Source organism: Rhizobium sp. PL01, from assembly GCF_033447125.1.
In the GTDB taxonomy this organism is placed as follows: domain Bacteria; phylum Pseudomonadota; class Alphaproteobacteria; order Rhizobiales; family Rhizobiaceae; genus Pararhizobium.
In genome coordinates this window covers 360,267-384,414 of the sequence record NZ_JAWQUM010000005.1, presented here as the reverse complement: position 1 = coordinate 384,414, position 24,148 = coordinate 360,267, and the positions used below count along the sequence as shown (strand labels likewise).

24 protein-coding genes are annotated in these 24,148 nt (G+C 58.7%); 7 read left to right on the top strand and 17 right to left on the bottom strand.

The genetic code is table 11. From position 1 onward, the window contains the following. The first annotated feature begins 2 nt into the window (after nucleotides 1-2). The 5 genes from R6X40_RS15035 to R6X40_RS15015 all read left to right on the top strand — a co-directional run bounded on the left by R6X40_RS15035 (nucleotide 3) and on the right by R6X40_RS15015 (nucleotide 4,433). A complete protein-coding gene (locus R6X40_RS15035; RefSeq protein WP_318414591.1) occupies nucleotides 3-950 on the top strand; it encodes a FliM/FliN family flagellar motor switch protein in 948 nt (315 codons plus the stop codon). Nucleotides 951-1,010: 60 nt separating this feature from the next. Beyond that, complete coding sequence (gene fliN / locus R6X40_RS15030) at nucleotides 1,011-1,634, top strand: flagellar motor switch protein FliN (protein ID WP_318414590.1); 624 nt, start codon at nucleotides 1,011-1,013, stop codon at nucleotides 1,632-1,634. A gap of 28 nt (nucleotides 1,635-1,662) precedes the next feature. After that, a complete protein-coding gene (fliG, locus tag R6X40_RS15025) occupies nucleotides 1,663-2,694 on the top strand; it encodes a flagellar motor switch protein FliG (protein WP_318414589.1) in 1,032 nt (343 codons plus the stop codon). 216 nt (nucleotides 2,695-2,910) lie between these two features. After that, complete coding sequence (gene flhB / locus R6X40_RS15020) at nucleotides 2,911-3,987, top strand: flagellar biosynthesis protein FlhB (protein ID WP_318414588.1); 1,077 nt, start codon at nucleotides 2,911-2,913, stop codon at nucleotides 3,985-3,987. Between the two features lie 5 nt (nucleotides 3,988-3,992). Beyond that, nucleotides 3,993-4,433: a hypothetical protein gene (locus R6X40_RS15015; protein ID WP_318414587.1), complete on the top strand. Its 441-nt coding sequence runs from the start codon at nucleotides 3,993-3,995 to the stop codon at nucleotides 4,431-4,433. A gap of 60 nt (nucleotides 4,434-4,493) precedes the next feature. Here the strand turns inward: R6X40_RS15015 and visR are convergent, their stop codons facing one another. From visR to R6X40_RS14995, 4 genes are all read right to left on the bottom strand, one after another. Continuing rightward, on the bottom strand, nucleotides 4,494-5,240 hold the full coding sequence (gene visR / locus R6X40_RS15010; RefSeq protein ID WP_318414586.1) for a transcriptional regulator VisR: 747 nt from the start codon (nucleotides 5,238-5,240) through the stop codon (nucleotides 4,494-4,496). Nucleotides 5,241-5,250: 10 nt separating this feature from the next. Beyond that, on the bottom strand, nucleotides 5,251-5,991 hold the full coding sequence (visN, locus tag R6X40_RS15005; RefSeq protein ID WP_318414585.1) for a transcriptional regulator VisN: 741 nt from the start codon (nucleotides 5,989-5,991) through the stop codon (nucleotides 5,251-5,253). Nucleotides 5,992-6,910: 919 nt separating this feature from the next. After that, on the bottom strand, nucleotides 6,911-8,599 hold the full coding sequence (gene fliF / locus R6X40_RS15000) for a flagellar basal-body MS-ring/collar protein FliF (protein WP_318414584.1): 1,689 nt from the start codon (nucleotides 8,597-8,599) through the stop codon (nucleotides 6,911-6,913). A 491-nt stretch (nucleotides 8,600-9,090) separates the two neighbouring features. Beyond that, nucleotides 9,091-10,083: a transporter gene (locus tag R6X40_RS14995; RefSeq protein ID WP_318414583.1), complete on the bottom strand. Its 993-nt coding sequence runs from the start codon at nucleotides 10,081-10,083 to the stop codon at nucleotides 9,091-9,093. 303 nt (nucleotides 10,084-10,386) lie between these two features. Between R6X40_RS14995 and R6X40_RS14990 the strand changes: the two genes are divergently transcribed. Continuing rightward, nucleotides 10,387-11,184, top strand: a complete 798-nt coding sequence (locus R6X40_RS14990) for a hypothetical protein (RefSeq protein ID WP_318414582.1) — start codon at nucleotides 10,387-10,389, stop codon at nucleotides 11,182-11,184. A 216-nt stretch (nucleotides 11,185-11,400) separates the two neighbouring features. On the opposite strand, the gene R6X40_RS14985 is transcribed toward R6X40_RS14990, so the two are convergent. The 13 genes from R6X40_RS14985 to R6X40_RS14925 all read right to left on the bottom strand — a co-directional run bounded on the left by R6X40_RS14985 (nucleotide 11,401) and on the right by R6X40_RS14925 (nucleotide 23,701). After that, nucleotides 11,401-12,006 (bottom strand): general stress protein, encoded by a 606-nt coding sequence (locus R6X40_RS14985; protein WP_318414581.1) that lies wholly within the window; start codon nucleotides 12,004-12,006, stop codon nucleotides 11,401-11,403. Between the two features lie 51 nt (nucleotides 12,007-12,057). Continuing rightward, nucleotides 12,058-12,378: a PepSY domain-containing protein gene (locus R6X40_RS14980; RefSeq protein ID WP_318414580.1), complete on the bottom strand. Its 321-nt coding sequence runs from the start codon at nucleotides 12,376-12,378 to the stop codon at nucleotides 12,058-12,060. Between the two features lie 376 nt (nucleotides 12,379-12,754). Further along, nucleotides 12,755-13,147 (bottom strand): hypothetical protein, encoded by a 393-nt coding sequence (locus tag R6X40_RS14975; protein WP_060500261.1) that lies wholly within the window; start codon nucleotides 13,145-13,147, stop codon nucleotides 12,755-12,757. 113 nt (nucleotides 13,148-13,260) lie between these two features. Next, complete coding sequence (gene cheD, locus R6X40_RS14970) at nucleotides 13,261-13,815, bottom strand: chemoreceptor glutamine deamidase CheD (RefSeq protein ID WP_318414579.1); 555 nt, start codon at nucleotides 13,813-13,815, stop codon at nucleotides 13,261-13,263. Then, nucleotides 13,812-14,201, bottom strand: coding sequence for a response regulator (locus R6X40_RS14965; protein WP_037105534.1), 390 nt, complete (start codon nucleotides 14,199-14,201; stop codon nucleotides 13,812-13,814). The genes cheD and R6X40_RS14965 overlap by 4 nt, the downstream gene beginning before the upstream one ends. Beyond that, on the bottom strand, nucleotides 14,202-15,257 hold the full coding sequence (locus tag R6X40_RS14960; RefSeq protein WP_318414578.1) for a chemotaxis response regulator protein-glutamate methylesterase: 1,056 nt from the start codon (nucleotides 15,255-15,257) through the stop codon (nucleotides 14,202-14,204). Further along, a complete protein-coding gene (locus R6X40_RS14955) occupies nucleotides 15,254-16,162 on the bottom strand; it encodes a protein-glutamate O-methyltransferase (protein WP_318414577.1) in 909 nt (302 codons plus the stop codon). Before R6X40_RS14955 ends, R6X40_RS14960 begins: the two co-directional genes overlap by 4 nt. Further along, on the bottom strand, nucleotides 16,159-16,626 hold the full coding sequence (locus tag R6X40_RS14950; RefSeq protein WP_318414576.1) for a chemotaxis protein CheW: 468 nt from the start codon (nucleotides 16,624-16,626) through the stop codon (nucleotides 16,159-16,161). The genes R6X40_RS14955 and R6X40_RS14950 overlap by 4 nt, the downstream gene beginning before the upstream one ends. 5 nt (nucleotides 16,627-16,631) lie before the next feature. Beyond that, nucleotides 16,632-18,902 carry a chemotaxis protein CheA gene (locus R6X40_RS14945; protein ID WP_318414575.1) on the bottom strand — a complete coding sequence of 757 codons (2,271 nt, stop codon included), beginning with the start codon at nucleotides 18,900-18,902 and terminating at the stop codon, nucleotides 16,632-16,634. A gap of 17 nt (nucleotides 18,903-18,919) precedes the next feature. Further along, complete coding sequence (gene cheY1 / locus R6X40_RS14940) at nucleotides 18,920-19,285, bottom strand: chemotaxis response regulator CheY1 (RefSeq protein ID WP_068951143.1); 366 nt, start codon at nucleotides 19,283-19,285, stop codon at nucleotides 18,920-18,922. A 4-nt stretch (nucleotides 19,286-19,289) separates the two neighbouring features. After that, nucleotides 19,290-19,583 (bottom strand): STAS domain-containing protein, encoded by a 294-nt coding sequence (locus tag R6X40_RS14935; protein ID WP_318414574.1) that lies wholly within the window; start codon nucleotides 19,581-19,583, stop codon nucleotides 19,290-19,292. Nucleotides 19,584-19,716: 133 nt separating this feature from the next. Further along, complete coding sequence (locus R6X40_RS14930) at nucleotides 19,717-21,345, bottom strand: globin-coupled sensor protein (RefSeq protein ID WP_318414573.1); 1,629 nt, start codon at nucleotides 21,343-21,345, stop codon at nucleotides 19,717-19,719. A gap of 919 nt (nucleotides 21,346-22,264) precedes the next feature. Then, entirely contained in the window at nucleotides 22,265-23,701 is a 1,437-nt protein-coding gene (locus tag R6X40_RS14925) for an MFS transporter (RefSeq protein WP_318414572.1), read from the bottom strand. A 135-nt stretch (nucleotides 23,702-23,836) separates the two neighbouring features. Here R6X40_RS14925 and R6X40_RS14920 point away from each other — a divergent pair, with 135 nt between their 5' ends. Next, nucleotides 23,837-24,145, top strand: coding sequence for a helix-turn-helix domain-containing protein (locus R6X40_RS14920; RefSeq protein WP_318414571.1), 309 nt, complete (start codon nucleotides 23,837-23,839; stop codon nucleotides 24,143-24,145). The last annotated feature ends 3 nt before the right edge of the window (nucleotides 24,146-24,148 follow it).

Sequence of the window (24,148 nt, the reverse complement as noted above, 5' to 3'; positions counted from 1 at the left end):
CGATGACCTCAGCGACTGAGAACAACGTGTACACTTTCGACCGCAAGCTGCTCGCCCGGATGACCGGCGCGCTCGGCGATACCAAGACGATCAGCAAGTTGTGCAGCGATCTCGGCCATGTCTTTGCCGAATTCCTGCCCGACATTTTCCAGAACGAGACCGGTCTCGACATCGAGATCGGTTATGCCGGCTTCGATACCGGCCTGAAGAGCGAACTGATCGCCAATCTCGGCAATGGCGTTGCGCTGTGCGACACGTCGCTGCGCAACTGGTGCCCTGATTTCGTCATCAGCTGCGACAGCCCGGTGATCATCACGCTGATGGAAATCCTGCTCGGCGCGCCAGCGAACACCATCGAGGAACCAAAGCCCCGGTCGCTGTCCAACATCGAACTCGATGTTGCCACGATGATCTTCGAGAAGATCGCGGACGTGCTGAAATCGGCGGTCAGCGTTGCTGGAGGTTTCGAACCGGTGGCCGGCCGGCCGTACAATGCCAGCCAGCGGCCGGCTGCGGATCCCGACGTTGCTGATGTCTATGCCGCCTGCATTAATGTCACGATGGGCCTCGGCCCGGTTTTATCGACCTTCTCGATCATCGTACCCCAGCAGACCCTCCTGAAAACGGCCGTTGTGTTCCCCAAAGGCGTCGGCCAGGGCCGCAAGGCGAAGGGTGCGTGGGGCGAACAGCTTGAGCAGCAGGTCCGCCGTTCCACAGTGAGCCTCGAAGCGCGCATCAAGCTGCAGAGCCTGACGCTGGACAGCATCAGCAGGCTTCAGCCCGGCGATGTCATTCCGTTCCAGGACGCCAAGGATGTGCGTGTCGAGATCAACGCCAACGGCCGCGACCTCTATATCTGCGAATTCGGGCGATCCGGCGCAAAATACACGGTGCGGATCAAGGATACCCACGGTTCGGAGAGCGACATTCTCCACCACCTAATGAGTTAAAAACCCCCTCCCTTACCCGGCAACATGGTTGGGGCAAGTTTCAACTGGAATAGTTTGCACATGGCACCGAAGAAAGCACCAATAGAAGACCAGGCGATCCTGAGCGGCGGCGATGCCGAGCTCGATCAGGCCATCGACGATCTGCGTGGCGTCCTGCAAAGCGATGCCACCGGGACCGGGCTGGACAATGATTTCGGCATGGATTTTGCCGCTGCGCCCGCCACTGGCGAGACATCGGACTTCGGTAGCACATTTGCAGCCGAAAATGATCTCAGCAGCTTCGGCGGCGATTTCGGCGCGAGCAGCAGCTTCGGCGACCTGGAGCAGGCTTCGGCAGCACCAGCCTTCGACGCCGGTTCGTTCGGCGGAAAAGCATTCGGCGGCGACACATTCGAAGACCAGCCTGCCGGCGAACCCGGCAGCGGCATGACGGCCAATCTCGACTTGATCATGGATATCCCGATCGACGTCCAGATTGTTCTCGGCACCAGCCGCATGCAGGTCTCCGGCCTGATGAACCTGACGGAAGGTGCGACGATCGCGCTCGACCGTAGGATTGGCGAACCGGTGGAAATCGTCGTCAACGGCCGGGTTATCGGCCGCGGCGAAATCACTGTCCTCGACGAAGACGAAACGCGTTTCGGTGTAAAACTCATCGAAATCAAGGGTACCAGTAAAGTTTGAACCCAGTTAGGGTCATGAGGATCAATCCATGATGGATTTCGACAATTTCGAGGCTTCGGCGCCCACCCGGCCACTGACCCAGATGGACAAGGCCGCTGCGGTTCTCCTTGCAATGGGCAAACCCATCGCGGGCAAGTTGTTGAAATTCTTCACGCAGAGCGAATTGCAGGGCATCATTGCTTCAGCGCAATCGCTGCGCTCGATCCCGCCCCACGAACTGGAAGTTCTGGTGAACGAGTTCGAGGACCTGTTCACCGAAGGCGCCGGCCTGATGGATAATGCCAAGGCCATGGAAGGCATCCTCGAGGAAGGCCTGACGCCAGATGAAGTCGACGGCCTGCTCGGCCGCCGTACGGCCTTTGCCGCCTATGAAGCCAATATCTGGGACCGCCTGCAGGATTCCGACCCGGCTTTCGTCGCCCAGAGCCTAGGCAAGGAACATCCCCAGACAATTGCCTATGTTCTGTCGATGATGCCATCGACTTTCGGCGCGAAGGTTCTGCTGCAGCTACCGGAAAGCAGCCGCGCCGACATCATCAACCGTGCTGTCAACATGAAGGGCGTCAGCCCCAAGGCCGCCCAGATCATCGAGGCCCGCGTGGTCGAAATGATGCGCGAGATGGACGCCGAAAAGAATTCGGTCGGGTCGATCAAGATTGCCGAAGTCATGAACGAGCTGGAGAAGAGCCAGGTCGATACCTTGCTGGCCTCGCTGGAAACACTCAGCACCGAATCGGTCAAGAAGGTTCGCCCAAAAATCTTCCTGTTCGACGACGTTCTCTACATGCCGCAGCGCAGCCGCGTTCAACTGTTCAACGATGTATCGGGCGATATTATCACCATGGCCCTGCGTGGGTCCTCTATGGAACTGCGCGAATCGGTCCTCGCCTCGATCGGCGCCCGTCAGCGCCGCATGATCGAATCGGATCTTGCAGCCGGTGACGTCGGCATCAACCCGCGCGATATCGCCATTGCCCGCCGATCGATCACGCAGGAAGCCATTCGCCTTGCCGCGAGCGGCCAGATCGAATTGAAGGAAAAGGAAGCCGTGGCCGCCTAACCGGGCACCACCGTCGCTTCAGGACCGGACCGACACCCAAAGCCTTTCAACCGATTACGGTTGGAGGGCTTTTTGCTGGGCGATTGCCCGCGTCCGTCTACTTTCTGTGAAGCGTTGGTTTACCACGCATATCTTCCTTGCATGCCCTCCTGCCCCGGCTCACAACAGATTTAACAGCGATCACTGCTGCAGCAACATGCAAGAGGTCTTCATCCGATGTCGGACGATCAGGACAAAGACAGTAAAACAGAGCTGCCGACCGAGAAAAAGATCACCGACGCCATGGAGAAGGGCAACACCCCCTTCTCGCGCGAGGTCACCATGTTCGCCTCGGTCGTCGCCATCTATATCTTTGTCGTTTTCTTCCTGCCGCAGGGCTTCGCCACTGTGGCTGAATCGCTCAAGGATATCTTCGAGCAACCGGAAGCCTGGCGCCTCAACACATCGACGGACGTAGTTGCGCTGGTGTCGCACCTTTTCTGGAAAGCCGGCGCCTTGATCATTCCCATTTTCATACTTTTGATCGTATTCGGGATCGGGTCGTCCATTCTGCAGAACCTGCCGAGCCCGGTACTCGATCGCGTCGCACCGAAGATGAACCGGATTTCGCCGATGGGCGGTTTCAAGCGCATCTACGGGATTCAAGGTATCGTTGAATTCGCCAAGGCCTTTGCCAAGGTCGCGGTCGTCTCGCTGATCATCGTGCTGGTGATGTGGAACGATTATTACGCCACACTCGATTCGATGTTCTCGGACCCGTTGACGATCTTTTCGAGCATGTCGAAGGATTTCAACAAGATCATGATCGTCATTCTGATCTCGACAGCGGTGATCGCCATCGCCGATTTCTTCTGGACACGGCACCATTGGTACTCCGAGCTGATGATGACGAAGCAGGAGGTCAAGGAAGAACTGAAGCAGTCCCAGGGCGATCCGATCATCCGCGCAAGACTGCGTTCGATTGCCCGCGACAGGGCGCGAAGACGCATGATTACCTCTGTTCCCCGTGCCACGCTCGTCATCGCAAACCCGACACACTATGCTGTTGCCGTGCGTTATGTCCGCGAGGAAGGCGATGCGCCGGTGGTCGTTGCCAAAGGGCAGGACCTCGTCGCCCTGAAGATTCGCGAGATCGCGGAGCAAAATGGCATCCCGGTTTTCGAAGACCCGCCGCTCGCACGCTCAATGTTTGCGCAAGTCTCGGTGGATAGTGTGATTCCACCGGTGTTTTACAAGGCAGTCGCCGAACTGATTCACCGGATTTATGCAACGCAGCCGAAACGGATGACGTGATCCCAATGAAAAAATGCGAATATTCGGAACAACGCGAGAAAATAGTAGCCGACGCAATTCGGCCTGTTGCGACGGAATTGCGGTTGATCGATGCCGCCGACTTTATCGCGATGCTGCGTTTTGAATCGCATGGGAGCCTGGCGGATCTGGTGTCATCGGCCGCAGAACTCTATTTTCTTCCCGGCACCGTCAACTTCGGCATCGGCGGCAACTATTCGCTGGACTGGGGCACGGAGCCCGAGATCACGCTCGATCTTGAGTTGAAGCCGGATGGTGTCACCGTCTATGCGCAGCTGGCTCTGGGCAAGAACTCGGCCGGTCTCGAGATCAACCATATCGCCTTTCAAAGCCCGTCCAGCGATCCGGATGAGAATACGGCGTTCCTTGCCCAGAGCCTGAACGCGGCGAAATTCGTCAAATCCTATCCGACGGCACTTGCAAGCTAAGGTCTTGCGAGCTGAGTTCCGCAGACCGGATACAAGGCCATGACGGCCTGAAAATCTCAATCAGCTGATATAACCGAGACGAATGGCCTTGGCGATCGCCTGGATTCTGTTGACCGAATCCAGCTTGGTCGTCGCAGCCCCGAGATATGCGTTGACCGTATGCACCGACAGTCCCATCTTCTCGGCGATTTCTTCACTGATATAGCCGTCGCCGGCCATTTGCAGGCAGCTGATCTCGCGGTCGCTGAGCGATTCCGACGGAAGCATACGCCGTTCGTCGGCTGCCAGAAGATCGGTCATGATCTGGCAGCTACGGCCGTGCAGGTCGATGATCACCTCGCTCGAGAGATCGATATAGCTTCCCATGAAGACGACGTAACCATTGCCCTGTGCGCCAAGCCTGACCGGCAGGGCAATGCCGGAATAGGGCAGGATACGGGCGCTGAACCGCTGCGTGAACCGGGCGAAATCCGGCGTCTCCGCCGCCTGATGTTCGCCCATGCCGTTCCAGAGGATAGGCAGCAGCGACGCATCCAGGTGGGCCAGCATCTCGCCACCATAGGCGGACACCAGTTCATGCCCCATCGCCTCGCTATCAACGCCCCAATTGTCAAGGACGCAGCTCAGTTTGCGCGTCGCGGGCAGACCGTTTCCGTTCAACCGCAGAACGGCGAAATTCTTGGCGTTGATCTGTTTCTGCATCGCTTGCAGCCGTGCCACGAGCGTTGCCGCCTTTGACGCCCTAGCCTGCAGCCTGCCGGCCTTGGCGTCATCGCCTGCGCGTGCATGTGGGAGGAAATAGGTCATGACCGTCCTCCTAGACGAGATTGTTGCGGACGGCATAGGCGATGGCCTCGGAGCGGGTCTTCGTCGCCGTCTTGCGCATCACGCTGGTGATGTAATTGTTGATCGTGTTGCGCGAGATGCCGAGGATGACAGCGATCTCGTCGCTGGTCTTGCCCTCGGCGATCCAGAAGAGGCATTCGAGTTCGCGTTCCGTCAATTCGAAATCACGGTCCGTGCGCGCACCGCGTTCGGTGGTGAAGCTGGCGAAATAACCGGTCAGCAGACCAACATCCCTCAAGCTTTCCTGCGAGAGGATCACGTCCTGCGGAAAGAGGAGCATCAATGACAACCGGGCACGCCCGACATTGAAGGTGATGGCGCAGTATTCCCGGCTGATGCCACGGCTGATGTCAATGTCATCCGGCAGGCTCATGAACACCGGCTGCATCACCGAAAGGCATTTCTCCATCTCGTTGGTCTTGGAGTGGAGTTGCGACATCACCTTGCCGAGGCGCTTGACGACGTCGAACGGCCAGTCCGAACATACGACAAAATCCAGACCTTCATCCTGGGACAGATCATAGCGCGCGAGAAGATAGTGGGTTGCTCCCACATAGTCCGTCAGCGCCGCAAGCCCCTTGCTCAGATTGCCACGCTCGGCAAATTCGCCAAGCCTGCGAATGAGCTGCTCTTTGGAAGGAACCCGCCCAACACCGCGCGCGACCGACCCTGGCAATGACCAAGTCGCAACTTCTGTCTGTAGAGCATCCATGACATTACCCCCGTGATGGATTCGTCCGTGCTCAATCAAGCGTTTTTGCCGCCGCCGGCAATCGTATCGAAGTGTCCGCGTTCTTCGACACACGCGAATCAGTACGTGAACCACTACATAAAATGTACATCCCCCCCTGCGAAAAACTACTGCCCTCTTATCGGGATTTACTTTTTCAGAAAATCGTGAATCGATTCGCGCCTGGCCACGGGTGAAATCGGATCTCCACCACACGACACGACGTCATCGAATTTTAGTGAATTGTAAATATTAGCTTTTTTTGAAAATTTTCAACAAGACCCCCACCCCTTCTCGGCGATAAAGCAGCGCGGTCCGTTCGATAAGGCGCGAAAACAACACAACAAATCAGTGCCATTTGAATCGACGTCTTTTGTCAAGTTTTCATTTTTTTATTTGTTACAGGCGATGTTGCGAAAATACATCATCGAAATCACTCGTCTAAATTTGAGAACATAACGGAAACCAAAGCAATGCCTGCCAAAAAATGGAAATAATAGTTCACTCAAACTGAAATATTACTGATCTCCAGAATCAATACCTACCTTGCCTCACATATTTCGGCAGACAAACCGAGTTTTCCCCAGACAAAAATTAACAGTTTGTTAAATATAACGAATCTCAAGGTGCCCAGTTAGCTCGATCGAGCGGCGCCTGATTCTTGCAACCTTCCCCCAGCAGGAAGGCAATACAGAAAATGGCAACACTTCTAGCTTTTCAGGGCAGAATCCCACTACCGGCCGCAGACGCGGATATCCGCATGCACTGCGTGACAGTAAATCCATATCTCGGGAAAACTCTACCAATAATCTGGTGCCTCAAGGTTATTCTATAGCGAAAAACCCGCCGGTAGGGGCGGGTTTTGGCTGTACTTGCGTGAGACCGCAGAACATGTCCGGCGTCAGGCTGCTTTTTCGGCGACCCATTTGCGCAGGATCTTGGCGGCACGCTCTTCGCTGATTTCGACCATACGGGCAAGCCTGCGTTCCGGGCCTTCCTTGACGCGACGGTTGAAGCCGCCATCGCTGTCGTCGCCCAGGCTGAGCAGGTCGTCGGTGCTGTCGAAGCCGAAGTCAGAACCAAAGCCTTCCATGAGAGCGCCTCCGGCACCTCCGTTCGCGGCGGGTGAGAAGTCGGGAAGCTCCAGGCCGACCGGCTCGTTATCGTTGAGCGCCACACCCGGACCACCGAGGCCCATCGAGCGGGCCAGAGGGCGCATTCCCATCCACACCACCACGAAGGCGACTGCGACGAAGGCAAGTGCGTTGATGATGCCACCGAGATTGCGGGTCAGCGTTTCCATGATACCGGGGCCAGCAACCGCTTCATCGAGCAGCTGCGTATTGACGAAATCCATGGCCGTCAGCGTAATCATGTCGCCGCGCGCCGGGTCGAGACCAACGGCCGAGGCAACGATTTTCTGCATCTCCTGGATATAGGCGTCGATCTTTGCCTGGTCAGCACCTTCGCCGATCATGGCGGCTACCCGGCCACGATTGACCACGACGGCAACCGAGAGCTTTTCAAGCGTATAGCTGCTCTTGACGGTGGCGACTGTCTTCGAGTTGATCTCGTAATTGGTCTGTTCTTCCTTCTTCTCGGTCTGATCGTTCGACTGAGGTCCGGCAGCGCCGCCTGTTGGTGCGGCCTGCGGAACGTTCTGCTGAACGGTTGCCGCATTGTCTGCCTGCTGCTGGCTGGATTTCTGCTGTTCCTTGGTCACTCTGGTCGAGCGCTCGACACGCGATTCCGGGTCGAAAACCGTTTCCTGGATCTGCTGGGTGTCGGTATTCAGCTTGGCGGTAACGCTGGCGCGAAAATTGTCCGCACCGAGGAACGGCGTCAAGGCCTTGTCGATATTGCTTTCGACTTCCTTCTGGACGTTCTGAATGATGCCGAGCGACTGATTCATGGCGCTGTTTGCCGGATCGTCGCCGGAAGCGAGAAGCTGACCTGTCGAATCGAGGATCGTCACGTCGTCGATGCCGAGCCCCGGAACCGACGACGCCACCAGATGGCGGATCGAGGCTGCAGCACTGCGGCCAACATTGGCGTTGGCGCGGATCATCACCGAGGCCGTCGGGTTCTGCTCGGCCTTACGAAAGCTGCCGCGGTCGGCCATGACGATGTGGACGCGAGCGGCTGAAATTCCGGAAATCTGCTGGATGGTGCGGGCGATTTCGCCTTCGAGTGCGCGGACGCGGGTGACTTCCTGCATGAAGGAGGTAAGGCCGAGCGAACCGACATTATCGAAGAGTTCGTAACCGGCATTGGCGCTGTTTGGCAATCCGCGTTCGGCCAGATACAGCCGGGCCTTGCCCGTCATGCCGACCGGAACTTGAATGCTCGCCCCATCGGCGCCAACTTCGAAGTTGATGTTGGCTTCGGCAAGGGCAACACTGACCTGGTTGAGGTCGTTGCTTTCCAGCCCGACATATAGCGTTTCATAGGAGGGTTTGTTGACGTAAAGCCCGGCCGCAAGAACGATCGCCACCGCGATGACACCGGCTGAAACCAGCGCGATGAGCTTGCCTTGACCGAGACTGGCCAGGTTTTTTGTGACCGTCGAAAGTTGATCCAACAGATTCATTCTGTTTCCGCACCCAGTGGCGCATGTACCGTTCAGACAACATCGCCTGGGGAGTGAACATGCGCAGATCCAAACATTCGGGTTGCTGAATTGATCAGGCGCTTCGTCAAATCACGCGCAAATCCACCAGTCCCGATTGGCACACTAGGAAACGAAACTTGCGCGAACTTGTCTTGGCCCGGCTGAACTGTTTTGTTTGCCCCCAACCCGCATGCTTACTGTCAATCTCGTCCTCGGCCATGATTGACCTCGGATTGATCGTGCACGACACCGAGGCCGCGCGGGTATTTCCGCAGGCCGGATGGCGCACTCAACGAGGCAGCGAGCCGGAACTTGCTGCTTCTGGGTATGAAGACAGGAGGGAGGTCGTTGCCTTTGAAGAACTGCTAATCGCAGTTCCCGTACGCTTGCATAGCAGACGACGGCTGAGGCCGGCACGTGACAGGATCGGCGTGCACCGCCCCGGCGCACCTGCCCGCATTGCGTGACGGCTACTGCGCCGCCACATTCGCCGGCTGGTTTATCGACAGTGGCATCGAAACAGTGAGGAGCACGGCGTCTCCTTCTGCCCTGTTCGTGGCCTCGAACTCATGAAAATACTTTATACGGGCAGCGATGGGGAGTTCACCGGCCTTGAAGTTCCAGCCGATGGTTGCGCCGATTGCGGCCACCTCGCCCTTGAAGGGACGCGCTGCTCCCTCGCCGCTGTCGCCCGTGGTTTGCTTGTAGTAGTAGCCCACCAAACCGGCATCAAACTGCTCGTTGAAGTGCTGAACGGCGGCCCACTCAAAATGGAACTCATTGCCAGTACGGTAATTGGTAGCAGGGTTCTCCGCATTGAAAGTCATACCGACCACGCCCGAAAGGTCGAGGCCGACGCTCGGGTCAAACCACGTTGCAGCGGCAAAAACGTCTGCACCCCAGTGGTGAAAGGCGATGTTGGAGATATCGCCGTCCTGGTAGTCGCCAATTGGCACGTTGACAAGCGTTCCCACCTGGTAATGGAAGTTGCCGGCCTCCCAGCCAACGAAAGCACTGACAATGGGATCACCCACCGTGAAGATCGCGTCAGTCGTTGACCCCGTCGTCACACCACCGAGCGGGCCGGAGCGCGTCAAGTCAGCGGATGTTTCCTTCCAGCCAAGCGGAAGCGATGCCGAAAGTCCGAGATGACCGCCCATCACCTCTTCGGGCAGCACCCAGATCATCGTCGGAATCTCAATGGCCGCCTTGCCTTCGACTCCGACGGCGAGTTTGCCGCCTGCCGGAAGTTGGGCATTTCCACCAAGGTCGCCGGAATAGAGATAGAGGTCGTTCTGAAAGTAAACGCCCGCAGGCGGCATCACCGCAGCAACCGGTCCCTTGGAGCCAAGCAGATAGAAACCCGCGCCACCCTCGGCCGCATGCGACTGGTTCGGAATGAAAGTCGCCGTCCCTGCCAACGCCAAAGCCAGCGTCCCGATTTTATCCAGATGCCGTCTCACGATGCTCTCCCGTCTATCCCCGATAGCCGCTGTTGCGGAACTGACCGACGTCACGTCGCCCGAAGTCATGCCGCAGTTTGCGCTGGTTTCCAATATGTCGCTCCGCCTGATCGATGGCAAGATGGAGGGGTGGCCTTTCGCGAGCCTGATGTGCGCACGGGAAGTGCGTTACGGTATCAGACGGATACGTCACCCCTTGTGATGGATAGCATCTGGCTCTGTTACATGCCTCGTAACCGTTACAGACTCCCACCGCCTGGCCTTTCATGATCTGATATCGAGATAGCGTACCGGAGATTCGAAATGAAACAGATCAAGGCCCTCGGCCTGACGATACACATGCTCCTTGGCACAACTGCGCTCGCCTCGGCGCAGGAGCATGAGGCCGTCAACGAAGCCAACAATCCGCTCACGCCGAAAATAACCATCAATTTTCAAGACTACTTCATTCCGAGTTTTATCGATGTTCCCGAAGGCAAGCATGCCAACCAGTTCCTGTTGCGCGGCCTGATACCTTCCGACGCCTTCGGAATGCCCCAGCTCATCCGGTTCACCCTACCCGTCGCCACATCGCCCGAAATCCCCGATGGCTATGTGACAGGGCTTGGCGACTTGACGCTGATGGACCTATTCATCCTGCCGAAAGTGGGCGATGTGACGCTGGGAGCAGGCCCACTGATTGTTATTCCGACTGCCACCAGCGATGAGTTGGGAAGTGGCAAGTGGCAGATTGGGGGCGCCGGGGTTGTGGTCGCCCCGCAAAGCTGGGGCCTGCTTGGTGGCCTCGCCACCTATCAAACGTCGTTTGCAGGCAGCGACCTTCGTGACGACGTCAATCTTTTGACGGTGCAGCCTATCATCAACGTCAATCTGAAGGACGGATTCTATCTCCGTTCGTCCGCCACGATGAATTTCAATCTTGAAAGCGGAGCGAGTTACATCCCCGTCGGCCTCGGCCTCGGAAAGGTGCTGCAACTCGACAAGGGCGTCACCATGAACGCCTTTATCGAACCCCAGTACACGGTTTGGCACGATGGCCCCGGCGCTCCGCGCTGGCAGATCTTCGCAGGCGTGAATTTCCAGTTTCCGGTCGGAAAATAACACCAGAAAACAGCACTGAGGCGCGCTTCATCATCGTCTTGCTGCATCCCGGCTGCTGTCGTCCTCCCGCGAATGCGCTGCTCCTCACCGCAGCTTTCGGTGCTATTGCCTCCTGGCTTGCACCCACCCGCCGTTCTGCAGGTAAACGCGCAAAAACGGGGCCGTCTTTCGACGGCCCCGGCACAAATTCAAGTCTTCACAGACAACAATGTCAGATTACAAAGCACGGCCTGCATAACGAGCGCGGTCGGCATCGATTTCAGCCTGCGTGTAGGGCTTTGACGTGTCGTCAAAACCGCTCCAGCCCTGGCCTTCATAGGCACTCCGGCGGGCAGGCAAATCAACCCAGTTCGAGCGCTTCAAGATAGCCTCCGCCTCCACGGCGCGCGCTTCGTCTACCTTCGCCGTCACTAACGTACCGCCACGGCGGACACCTTCGGCGTAGACATGCGCATCACGCTCATCGACACCGGAGTCCGTCAGTGCACCGATGATACCGCCGGCGGCTCCGCCGACCACCGCGCCTGCAACTGCACCAGCAGCAGTTGCGGCAAGCCAGCCCGCAGCCACAACAGGACCCACGCCGGGGATTGCCATAATGCCAAGGCCCGTCAGCAGGCCGCCGACGCCGCCGACGGCAGCACCGATACCGGCACCCGCGCCGGCGTCTTCTGCAACATCGTTGTCACTCTTGTGGCGGCCATCGGCGTTGTTGGAAACGATACTGATGTCCTTTTCGGAAATACCGGCGGTCTTCAACTGGTCAACAGCAGCAGTCGCGTCGGAATAAGTGTCGAACAGTCCTGTAACGGTCTTTGTCATGGTGTTTCTCCTGGTGTTTTTTAGATTGTTATTTTTGCAGCGCTTAGGCGCTTACTTGGCGACGATGTTGCCCTGGTAATCCAAGGACACCATCACGGACTTGCCATCCTTCGTCGCCTTCGCCTGCCAGACACCCTTGTCGTCAAGCTTCAACTCGGTAACGTCGGCGTATCCGCCTTCGACGATGCGGTCCTTGGCCTGACCTTCCGTGAAGCTGTTTGCGCCTTCGACAGGTGCGGTGGAGTTCTGATCAGACGGCGTTGCGACTGCCGGCGTGTCGCCATTGGGATTGGCGGAAGGCGTTGCTGCCTGTGCGAAAACGGACGATGCAGACAGGGCGACGATCGCCGATGCGATGATAAATTTCTTCACTGGGATCTCCTTGGGATCGTGAAATGATCCTCGGCGACATAACCCTCCAGTGGCCATAAAGTTCCGCGTTCTTTTGCGACCAGCGGCGAAAACCGTAACGATTCCGTCATATTAGCCCCCGCTTCGACGGACGGGGTTATACGATCGACGGGCCTTTCAGCGCCACCAGAAGCCCCTATGCCAACACTGACAAGCAGACCCTTCGCCCTGTTTGCACTGCACCAAACATAGCAATGGCCGCGCGTTGCAGCGTCATGCCGCACCGGCGCTATCGGCTCGATAGGCCCCCGATCTGAGACCAGCTCAAAAACAAAACCGCCGCTCAAGACGACTGTCGAGGCGGCGGTAAAATTAAGTCGGGAGAGGCCGGTATCGGCTAAAAAGCCTCGAAGTCTCCGGCCGCTTCGGTCAGCGGCTGGGAATGGCCGTGACGCAGCATGCCATTGCCGAGCGACTTCTGCATATCGGCAAGCTTGACCAGATTGAGTGCCGTCGTCACATCGACAAGCCAGGACTGCGGAATGGCAGCCGTGACGGTATCGATGAATTCCGCAAGCCCGCGGGTCTTCTGGACGGCCAGGTCGATGCCCTGCAGAACCTTTATCCGGTCAGGCGATTCCAGCACCGCCTCGCCATGAATATCGCTGAGCATCGGCTCGATCCGCTCGATGAGATAAGCCACATCATAGAGTTCCGACACGATGCGCATCATCACATCCGGGAGCGCCTCATCAACGTGAGGCATATGGCTCTTCATTTCAGTCAGCATTACACGCCCTCACGCTGGCAACAAATGCCGCTCGGAATACCCCAACCGAACGGCTACGCTAAACACCTTGCCAAAGTACACCCCGGGATGATCCCCGGGATCTCACCCAAGCGCTAGAAAAACTCGATCGCATTGTCGACCGGCTTCGGAACCGGCCTTGGACGCTGCTCCTGAGCAACGGCTTTTTGTGCCTCGACGCCCGTCAGCGCATATTGCCGGGCGCGACCACTGAGCGGCCAGTACTCGAGCTTGCGGCCGTGATCACCGCCGGTGCTCTCACCGACCAGCTGGATGCCCTCGTCCATCAGGAACCGGCGCGCAAACAGCGCGTTCTGCTCACCGACATTGGAGAAGCGCGCGATCGTCTTGGCACCGCCAAAGATCTTTGCTTCCAGCCGATCGCGGCGGGCTCCCTTTTTCAGGAGGCCATTGATCAGCAGCTCCATCAGATGCACGCCGTAGCGCGTTGCATCGCCGCCTGACGAAATTGCATCCGCCGAACCCGGCAAAAGGAAATGGTTCATGCCACCGACGCCCGCGACCGGATCGCGCATGCACGCAGCCACGCAGGAGCCGAGGATGGTCGAAAGCACGACATCTGGATCGTTGACCACCTTCCATTCGCCCTGAATGACATGCACACGCTTGATCGCAGCCTCAGTGATCATTTCAATGCCCCAAATACGGCTTCGATTGCAGCTTTCATCTTTTCGATGGTGAAAGGCTTGGCCAGCACGTTGTTGGCTCCGAGCGCCGCCGCCTTGGTCACCAGTGCGCGATCACCCTGGGCCGTCAGCATGATGAAGGCGGCCTTTTTGGTGGCCGGGTTGTTGCGCACGGCAGCAAGCAGACCAAGGCCATCCATCTTCGGCATGTTGAAGTCGGAAATCACCAGATGGTGCGGCTGAGCTGCCATGATCTTGGCACCCTGCTCGCCATCACCGGCAACTGTGATCTGCTTGAAACCAAGCTGTTGCAATGCGTCGCCCAGCAACAGGCGGCTGGTGACCTGATCATCAACGATCAGAACTTTGATTTTTTCCGCGAGGGACATTTATTCGCTTCCTTCTCTTCGGGCGGCGGTGCTTTTCAGGACTTCTTCCCCGATTGAGCCGAGGGGGAGTTGTGTTTCGACGGCACCTAGTTCGTAGGCAACCCTCGGCATTCCATATACGACGCAGGTTTTCTCATTCTGACCGAATGTGCGGGCACCTGCGTGGCGCATTTTCAAAAGACCGGACGCGCCGTCGCGGCCCATCCCGGTGAGAATCACGCCGACTGCGTTACGGCCGGCGAGTTCCGCGACGGAGTCGAACAGCACGTCGACGGACGGGCGATGACCGTTGACCGGTTCGCGGTCCAGCAGACGGCAGCTGGGTGATGTCGGGTTGATGACCTGCAGGTGGCGTTCACCGCCCGGGGCCAGATAGACCTTGCCGATCTCAAGCCGCGCGCCATCCGTTGCTTCCGCGACGGTTGGCGCGCAGATGCGGTTGAGACGCTCGGCAAAACTCTTGGTGAAGGTGTGCGGCATATGCTGCGTGATCAGTGTTGGCGGGCAGTTGGCCGGGAATTTCTGCAGAACTGCGATCAGGGCCTCGACGCCTCCGGTCGACGATCCGATCGCAACGATCTTCCTGCTTGGCCGGTAATCCGAGGCCGCATTGACGGTGGCGGCGCTCGGGGCTGCGACCTTGTTGCCGGAAATGATGAACTTTCGCTGTGAGCGGGCCGCAGCCTTCACCTTTTCGGCGAGATCGCGGAATGGATGCGGATCCCCAGGGAGCGGCTTGCCGACACAATCGAATGCGCCGATTTCCAATGCCGCCAACGAGGCTTCCGCGCCCTTGTGGGTCAGGGTCGAGACCATGATCACCGGCATCGGACGCAGGCGCATGATCTTTTCGAGGAATTCCAGCCCATTCATATTGGGCATTTCGATGTCGAGCGTGATGACGTCGGGATCGAGGTCCTTGATCGCCTGGCGCGCCTGCATGGCATCGGCGGCCTGGCCGATGACCTGGATCTCGGGATCGCTGCTCAAAATGGCGGTGATCAGCCCGCGCATGGTGGCCGAATCATCAACGACAAGAACGCGCGCAGCACTCATGAGCGGCCTCCATGCGGTTTACCGGTGTAGCGATAGGTGGTGATGCCGATATTGTCGAAGACCGACTTCGCATCGCCGGAGACACGCTCGGAATGGCCAATATAGAGATGCCCCTTGGGATTGAGCATACCGCCAAACCGCGACCAGATCTTCATCTGGGTCGGCTCGTCGAAATAGATCACGACGTTGCGGCAGAAAATGATGTCGAACTGGCCCTTGAACGGCCACTGGGCCATCAGGTTGAGTTCGTTGAAGGTGATCAGCTTCTTCACCCGGTCGTCGACCTGCCACTTCTGGCGGCCGTTGACACTGGTCTCGGTGAACCACTGCTTGCGCATTGCCGGGCTGACGGTTTCGAGCGCGGTCGCGTCGTAACTCCCGGCCCGGGCAAGCGCCAGGATTTTCGGGTCGATGTCGGTCGCCAGAATGCGGAAATCGTAGTCGGCCGCATTGGGCAGCATCGACAGGACCGTCAGGGCAATCGAATAGGGCTCCTGCCCGTCCGAGCATGCGGCAGACCAGATGCGGACCCGCCCACCATTCTTGGCGCGCGCCAGAAGTTCCGGCAGGACGTCGGATTTCAGATGCTCGAAATGGTGGTTTTCGCGGAAGAAGCGAGTGAAATTCGTCGTCAGATGCGAGAGCATGTCACGGCGCTCGGCGGCACCGGCCGGCGATGACACCAGCTGGCAATATTCGCGAAAACCCTTGAGGCCGATGTTGCGGATATGCTTGGAAAGCCGCGAGTAAACGAGCGAAGCCTTCGATTCATTGAGATAGATGCCGGCATCAGCATAGATCATGGCAGCGATCTCCACGAGGTCGCGGCGGGTCAGCGGATATTCTCCACTCGCCAGGCACTCGTCCGGAGGTAGCTTGCTGTCAAAGGCGGCAGGCATGCTCATGCGGCTTCACTTTCAGTATGAGGAAACACGGCTTCCAGCTCGATCAGGCAGATCATCCGCCCTTCGATCGCCAGCATGCCGCGGGCAAATGTCCGCTCGAAATCGGACGACATATCCGGCGTCGGCTGGATATCCTCGTCCTTGATCGTCAGGATGTCGGAAACCGCCTCGACGAGGAGGCCGACGACCTTGTTCTTGACCTGCGTCACGATGATCACGTGACGCACCGTGGGGTCCGCCGGCTTCATGCCAAGGCGCGCCGACAGATCGATGATGGGCAGAACCGCACCACGCAGATTGATGACGCCAAGCATATATTGTGGTGCATGGGGCATCGGTGTTGCGGGCGCCCAGCCCCGGATTTCGCGTACGGACATGACGTTGACGCAGAATTCCTGATCGCCGATTCGAAAAGCGATGAACTCGCGCCCTCCATTCGTCAGATTATTTGCGAGAAGCGTCATAGTCCTTACCCTGCGGCGGCGAGCGATGTTTCGGTGTGGAGGGACTGGCCGCGCGATGCCGAAACCACGGCATCGACGTCCAGAATGAGCGCAACACGACCGTCACCGAGAATGGTGGCAGCGGCGATGCCGGGCACATGCGTGTAGTTGGCCTCGAGGCTCTTGATGACGACCTGACGCTGACCCTGGATGGCATCAACCATCAGAGCACGCTGGCCGCCGCCTTCAGATTCGACCAGAAGTGCCACGCCTTCGACCGGATTGGCCTGCGTTGCGCGGAAGTTCAGGATGCGGCCGACATCGACCAGCGGGCAGAACGAGTTGCGGATCGAGATCAGCCGCTGTGTTGCACCGAAGGAGTGGATAGCTGCAGCATCCGGCTGCAGGGTTTCGACAATCGCCGTCAACGGGACGACGAGGGTCTGGCCAGCAACCGTGACGACCATGCCGTCGAGAACGGCCAGCGTCAGAGGCAGGCTCATGGTGAAGACCGAGCCCTGGCCAGGCTTTGACGAGATGTTGATGCGGCCGCCGAGTGCCTGGATGGAGCGCTTGACCACGTCCATGCCGACACCGCGGCCGGAAAGGTCGGAGACCTTGTCGGCGGTGGAGAAGCCGGCGTGGAAGATCAGGTTGTCGATTTCCTCGTCAGACAGGTTCGCATCGGCTGCGATCAGGTCGTTGTCGATCGCCTTCTGGCGCACCTTCTCGCGGTTGATACCGGCGCCGTCGTCGGACAGTTCGATGACGATGCGGCCGGAGCGATGCTTGGCGGTCAGCTTGACCGTGCCTTCGGCGTTCTTGCCGGCGGCAATGCGTTTTTCCGGCATTTCGAGGCCGTGATCGACCGCGTTGCGGATCATGTGGGTCAAAGGCTCGGCGAGCTTATCGATGACCGTCTTGTCGACTTCGGTGTTTTCGCCTTCGGTGACGAGGCGAACCGACTTGCCGGTAATATCGGCGATTTCGCGGACGGTCCGGGCCATGCGCTGAAAGACCGGCTTTACCGGCTGGGCGCGGATCGCCATGACCGAATCCTGGATCTCGCGGGTCAGCTGCTGCAGCTCTTCCAGACCCATGTTGATCGAGGACACGCCGTTCGAGTCATTCTCGATGACGCTCTGCGACAGCATGGCCTGGTTGATGACCAGCTCGCCGACGAGGTTGATCAGCCGGTCGACGCGATCGAGATCGACGCGGATCGTTGGTGCGGCAGCAGATGCCTGCTGGGCATTGTTCTGGGCGGCGGCAGCGGCTGCACCCTTGTCACTGGCGGCAGGGCGCGACGTGCTGGCGGGCATCTGGACGACATTGGATGCGGCTTCGGCAGCAGCGACGGCCTGCTGCACGGCAGCGATCTGCTCTTCTTCTTCGACCACGCCAAGCGGCGCATCGGGTTCATCATCGAGTGCCGAAAGATCGAACGGCACCGGCTGCATCGGCAGGTCGTTACCCGCCACTTCTGCAACGTCGCCGGTATCGAGCGCCGTGACTTCAAGATCGCAATCCCACTCGGCGAATTCGAACACCGAACGCACGGCATCTTCGCCCTTGTCGGTCTTGATCGAGACTTTCCAGGAGAAGTAGGCGGCTTCCGGGTCCATCTGGTCGAGGGATGGCAGGCTATCCATATTGCAATGGATGCTCATTTCACCCAGGCGCGAGAGATCGCGCAGGAGCAGCGTCGCCTCATTGCCCTTGGTATAGAGTTCCGACTTCGGCTTGAAGACAACGTCATAAGCCGGAAGATCGGCCGACGCGTCATCATCGCCGAAATCGTCGAAGGAGAACGTGACCGGGACAAATGCATCGTCACTGACCACAGGTGCCGGCGCGGCAGCAACCGGAGCAGCCTTGGGTGCTGCAGCAACCGGGGCTGCGGCAGGCGGTGCCTCGCCCTTGGCAAGCGCTTCCAGTTCCCGGATCAGCTGTGCCGAACGGGCCTGATCGACACTGCCGCCATCGCGCGCAACATTGGTCAGGTCGGCCAGCACGTCGGCCGATTTCAGCATGACCTTGAGGACATCCTGGTTGGGTTCCAGCTTGTTGGAACGAACGCAATCAAGCGTGGTCTCGAACACGTGTGCGAAAGAGACCAGATCATCCAGCCCGAATGCTCCGGCACCACCCTTGATCGAGTGAACCGCACGGAAAACCGCATTCACCGTTTCCGGATCGCGGTCGCCGTCATTGAGCCTCAGGAGACCGGATTCCAGTTCGGCGAGTTGCTCCTCGCATTCCTGGAAGAAAATCTCTTTGATTTCGTTCATATCCATGGGGAGAAATCCTGGCGTTAGGCGGTTACGCGCTCGATTGCATCGATCAACTTGGTCGGATCGAAAGGCTTGACGATCCAGCCGGTCGCACCAGCCTGGCGTGCGCGGTTCTTCTTTTCCGCGTCGCTTTCGGTCGTCAGGACCAGGATCGGGATAGCCCGGAATTTCTCATTCTTGCGCACGCCCTCAATGAAGCCGAAGCCATCGAGACGGGGCATGTTGATATCGGTGACGATGACGTCCGGATTGGCGTCTTCAAGAATTTCAAGACCCTCGATGCCGTCTTCTGCCTGGATCGTTTCGAAACCGGCATTGTTCAGCGTCACCAGAAGCATGTTCCGGATGGTTCTGGAATCGTCGACTGTGAGAACTTTCTTTTTCATTGTCTCAAATCTCCTTTGCCATCAAGTGGTCGATATTGACCCCGATGAGCTGTGTCGTTTTCGTAAATGCGTCCGACACCTTGGCGAAGGTGAAAGACAAATTATCCTCTTCCCAGCTTTTGGCTCCGGCCATCAGGACCTGAACGCACAGCGCGCCGACACGCTCGACCGCCGATGCGTCGATCGCGAGCGGATTGCCGCGCAGAGCCATCAGCTTGCCGTGCAGGGCGTTGGCCTCGTTGAGGTCGAGGACCGGTGCGAGGCTCAAACTTTTCCGAGCGGCTTTCTTGGCTGCCATCTCTACTTTCCTTGTCTGGCTGGGAGTAATTTACAGGGATGGTTCAGCTGGCTTCCGGCGCGCCCATGCGAGCGCACGTTCTGCCCTTCGAAAATCGCCGATCTTGGCAGGATATGTTTGCAACGGCTCTGCATCAGCGTGCCCACCCGGCAAGCTGCAAACCGTAGCCCTCGTCGAAGCTGTCATTGCTGCCGTCGATGGCTTCACCCGGCTGTCCCGAAGGCGCCATGATGGCCGGGGTCGAATAGGACGGTGAAAAGGCGGTCTTCGGCGCCTGCCGCTGGACATGGAACTGGCGGATCGTCTGGCCGAGCTCGAGAATGACGGTGTGCAGGTCGTCGCAGCTCTCTTTGGCGCCGGCGGCCTGATGTGCACTCGCGCCGATTTCGGCGCCAATACGGCCGAGATCGGATGTTGCAGCGTGAAGACCGGTGAGCTGTTCGGCTGTTTCTTCGGCAATGCCGGCGATGGCATCGTTGATGCCGCGCACCTGCTCGACGATGTTGCTGATGGCGTCCTGGGTGCGCCCGACGCGCTCGACGCCAGCTTCGACCTGGGATTTCGTGCTCGATACCAGCTGCTTGATCTCACGGGCTGCATCGCCGGAGCGCTGCGCCAAGGCGCGGACTTCCTGGGCGACGACCGCAAAGCCACGGCCGCTTTCGCCAGCACGCGCGGCCTCGATACCGGCATTCAGCGCCAGGAGATTGGTCTGGAAGGCAATCTCGTCGATAACGCCGATGATCTGTCCGATCTTTTCGGCCGATGCTTCGATATCGGCCATGGCGGAAATCGCCTGTCCGGCAATCTCGCCGCTATGCTCGGCCGACTGCCGGGTTACCGCGACGCTCTTTTCGGCAGCCCGTGTCTGTCCGGCATTGTGCTTGACGCGATCGACGATGGCACCCAGCGATCTGACGGTCTCGCCGAGCGCTGCCGACTGTTCTCGCGCACGCTGAGCAAATTGTCCGGTCTGCCCGGCCAGATCGCGTGACGATGTTTCCATCGTAACAGCGCGGTCGGAAAGACCGATGAACTCGTTCTGCATGGCGTCGAGTGCGCCGTTCAGTTCCTGGGCTACCGGTTGGTAGGCCACCGGAACGTCAACGGGCGTGCGAACGGAGAGATCGCCACGGCCAAGCGCCTGGGTGACACCGGCAAACAGCGCCAGCGCTTCGGCTTCACCGGCCTTGCGCTGCTCGGCGAGCTGGCGCTGGTGGCTGTGGCGCTGTTCGTTGAAGCGCAGGGAAACGGAAATTTCAGTATCGACGAAAACGGTACGGACCAGAGCGGCGACGAGGTCGGCCAACTCCTTCCTGTTCGCCTTGCCAAGCGACAGCATCGACTTCGGCCAGAACTGCTCGATCATCGAACAGATCAGGCGTTCAAGCACCACGGCGTGACCAGCGATCTGCCAACGCGGATCGAGCCCCATCTTGCTCTCGGTATCCGACAGCACCTTGACGCGTTCGGCATAGAGACTGTCGAAGCGGGCGTCGGTGAGCACACTCCAATGTGAGGACTGGAGGTCGTGCAACCGGTCGATCTGGCGGTCGCTGGTGAAATGGCGCGCGGCATCCGGGAAGGTCTGGAGGCGCTGGAACAGGTCGCGCAAAGCGAGTTCGACCTCGGCGCCGAGTGATTGGCGATGCTTGCGCAGGACGTCGGTCTGGTCTTCATCGAGCCCGGCAAAACGCAAGCGCTCCAGCAGACTGCCTGCCTGGGCTTTCCTGGTCTGATCTGGCGATGTTTCCTGCCTCACGCTTTTCCCCGGTCCGGTATCTCATCCCTGAAACCATGTGGTTTCCAGAGATATGCTGTAGAAAATCAAACTCTTGCATCGTGTCCGCTTGCCTGGAACGGCGCACAGGCATCCACTCGTCAACGAATGTTCCAAAGGGGCGTTGCCCAAGCGTGCCGTCTTGCAGAACGCCACGTGGCGACGGCTGCAATGCCGGTTGGCCACGGCGATCGGCCGCTTCGTTCCCAAGAGATATCCGGTGAAAGTGCATACCGGATCAGAACCGGTTCGTCGGTACGGCGTCATGCCTTGCGGGGAAGTAGATTTTCCCACTCCAACGTGTACGACCATGTTTATGGTTAATTCCTTGCTTGAAGGTTAACGGTTGATCGTCCGTATCTTCTTTCACTAAAATTAGCCGCATATTGCCTCAACCCGGCGCAACCGCCTATGAAACGGGGGTTTGCGCCCGTTAGAGAAACAACAGGTTTTCAATGGTAAAACTTGAGAGTTGATCTTGAGAGACCTCGCCATTAACTACTGCCTATTCTGACCGGCGCAAGCCATGCGCAAGCATAGCCGGACAAAGTGAAGCGGCATCATGATGATGACGTAGAAGGAACGGGCAATGATTGTTCTGGGACTAAGCGCTACGCTTATCGCCACCCTTACACTGGCAGCAGTCTCCATCCTCCTGAATATCGAGGATGATCGTAAGTCGTTGAATGCCCGGATTTTCTAAGACTTAGTTAAACCGCACTTCGGCCTGACAGCATATCTGCCTTACACAAGGCGGTGCATAACTGTGTATCCTTGGACGCGAGAAGCGCCGCATGCCCTTGAAGGCTGCGGCCCACCAATTTTCTTCGTTTTGTTTCCTCACCGCTCTGATCACACCGGAACAATCGGTGAGACCCGCCCCTAAAGGCGGGCCGCAAGTTCATTCGGCTGGAGCGTATTGCACGTCTGCTGCAATCTCAGCCTGGCGTGGCAGCGTCAGGGCAACGATCAGTCCCAGAACCGTCCCCACAGCGGCCAGATAAACGGCGAACCGGGTTCCTTCGATGAGACCGGCAACAGCCGTCTGACCCGTCGCCTCCCCGACACTATTGGCCACCGCAACCAGAATGGCGAGGCCGACGGCCAGTCCGACCTGCAGGCTGGTGGATGCCATGCCCGAGGCCACGCCCTGCTCTTCGTGAGCAACCCCTGTCGCGGACACAATCCACATCGCCGTCCACACCATCCCCTGGCCGACACCAAGGATTGCCATGCCCGGAACCAGACCGGCATAGCCCCATTCCGGCGAAATTCCGTATGCGAACGCAACCGTACCGGCGACACTCAGAACCTGGCCGATCACCAGGCTGGTGCGAACGCCCGATCCAGTCGCCATCCGTTCACCCAGTTGCGTGCCAATGAAGATCGCGATGGCCGGAACGAGGAATGCCAGACCGGTCCACAATGCATCAAAGCCGAGCATGCCCTGGAACAACACGGTTTCGAAATAGGGCAGAGCACCCAAGGTCGCGCCGAAGAACAGCGTCAACAGCATGCCGGCCAGCGCATAGCGGTTGGAAAACAGGCGCAGCGGCATCAGAGGGTCGTCGCTGCGGGCTTCGATGACGAAGAAGGCCGCGAGCAGAACCAGTCCGGCAACCAGCGCCAGCAGGATCGAGGGCGATGCCCAACCCGATTCCGGGCCTTGCACGAGCACGTAGACCAGCAATGTGATGCCGATTGTCGCAGTCAGGGCACCCGGCAGGTCGAAGCTGCGATGCGAGCCTTGGCTGACATCGCGCGGCATGACGATCAGGGCACCAATGATGATGATGATGACCAACGGCACGTTGACAAAGAAGACGGCGGGCCAGCCATAGGCGCTGGTGAGGACGCCGCCAAGCAAGGCGCCGACGGTCAGCCCGGAAGCACCGGCGCCACCCCAGACCGCCAAGGCGCGATTGCGCTCGCGGCCTTCGGCAAACAATGTGGTGACCAGCGACAGGGTTGCCGGAAACAGCAAAGCGCCGCCGACACCCTGAATGGCCCGGGCGATGATGATGGCGCTTGGGCTTGTTGCCAGACCGCCGACCAGCGATGACACGCCGTAAAGCGCCAAGGCGAAGATGAAAATCCGGCGGCGGCCAAGAAGATCGGCGGCACGACCGCCGAGGAGCAGGAAGCCGCCAAAGGCGACACCATAGGCGCTGACCACCCATTGCAGCGTCTGGCGTGAGAAGCCGAGTTGGGCGCCGATATCAGGCAATGCGACGAAGACGATATTGTAGTCAACGGCGATGACCAGTTGAGCAAAAGCGAGCAGGAACAGTGTCCAGCCCAGCCGCCGGGGACCGCCGGTTGCGGGAAAAGATGACATGATGGATATCTCTTTGTTGCGGGAGCAAGGCTGCGCAGTCTTGATAATTTGATAGTACGGATAGAATCGTACAATTGTCAACGTAAGGCGCCTAAAAAGTTTGACTGTACGCGAACTGTTTATTATCTTCCTTTGATGAACGACCACCATCCCACCCGCGAAGACCTGCGCCTGCCCGATGTTCTCCTGGCTCTGGGCAATCCGATCCGGCTGGCAGCGGTGAAACAGATCGCAAACGGCGAGTGCATCTGCAGCGACTTCGTCAGCGGCGTTTCAAAATCGACGATGACGCATCATTGGCGCGTGTTGCGCGAGGCCGGTGTGATCCAGCAAAGACCGGAAGGCCGGGTCATCTATATGTCATTGCGGCAGGATGATCTTGAAGCACGGTTCCCCGGTCTGTTGTCGGCGATCTTCAACGCCGATCACGCAGCATCGGCTTAGACC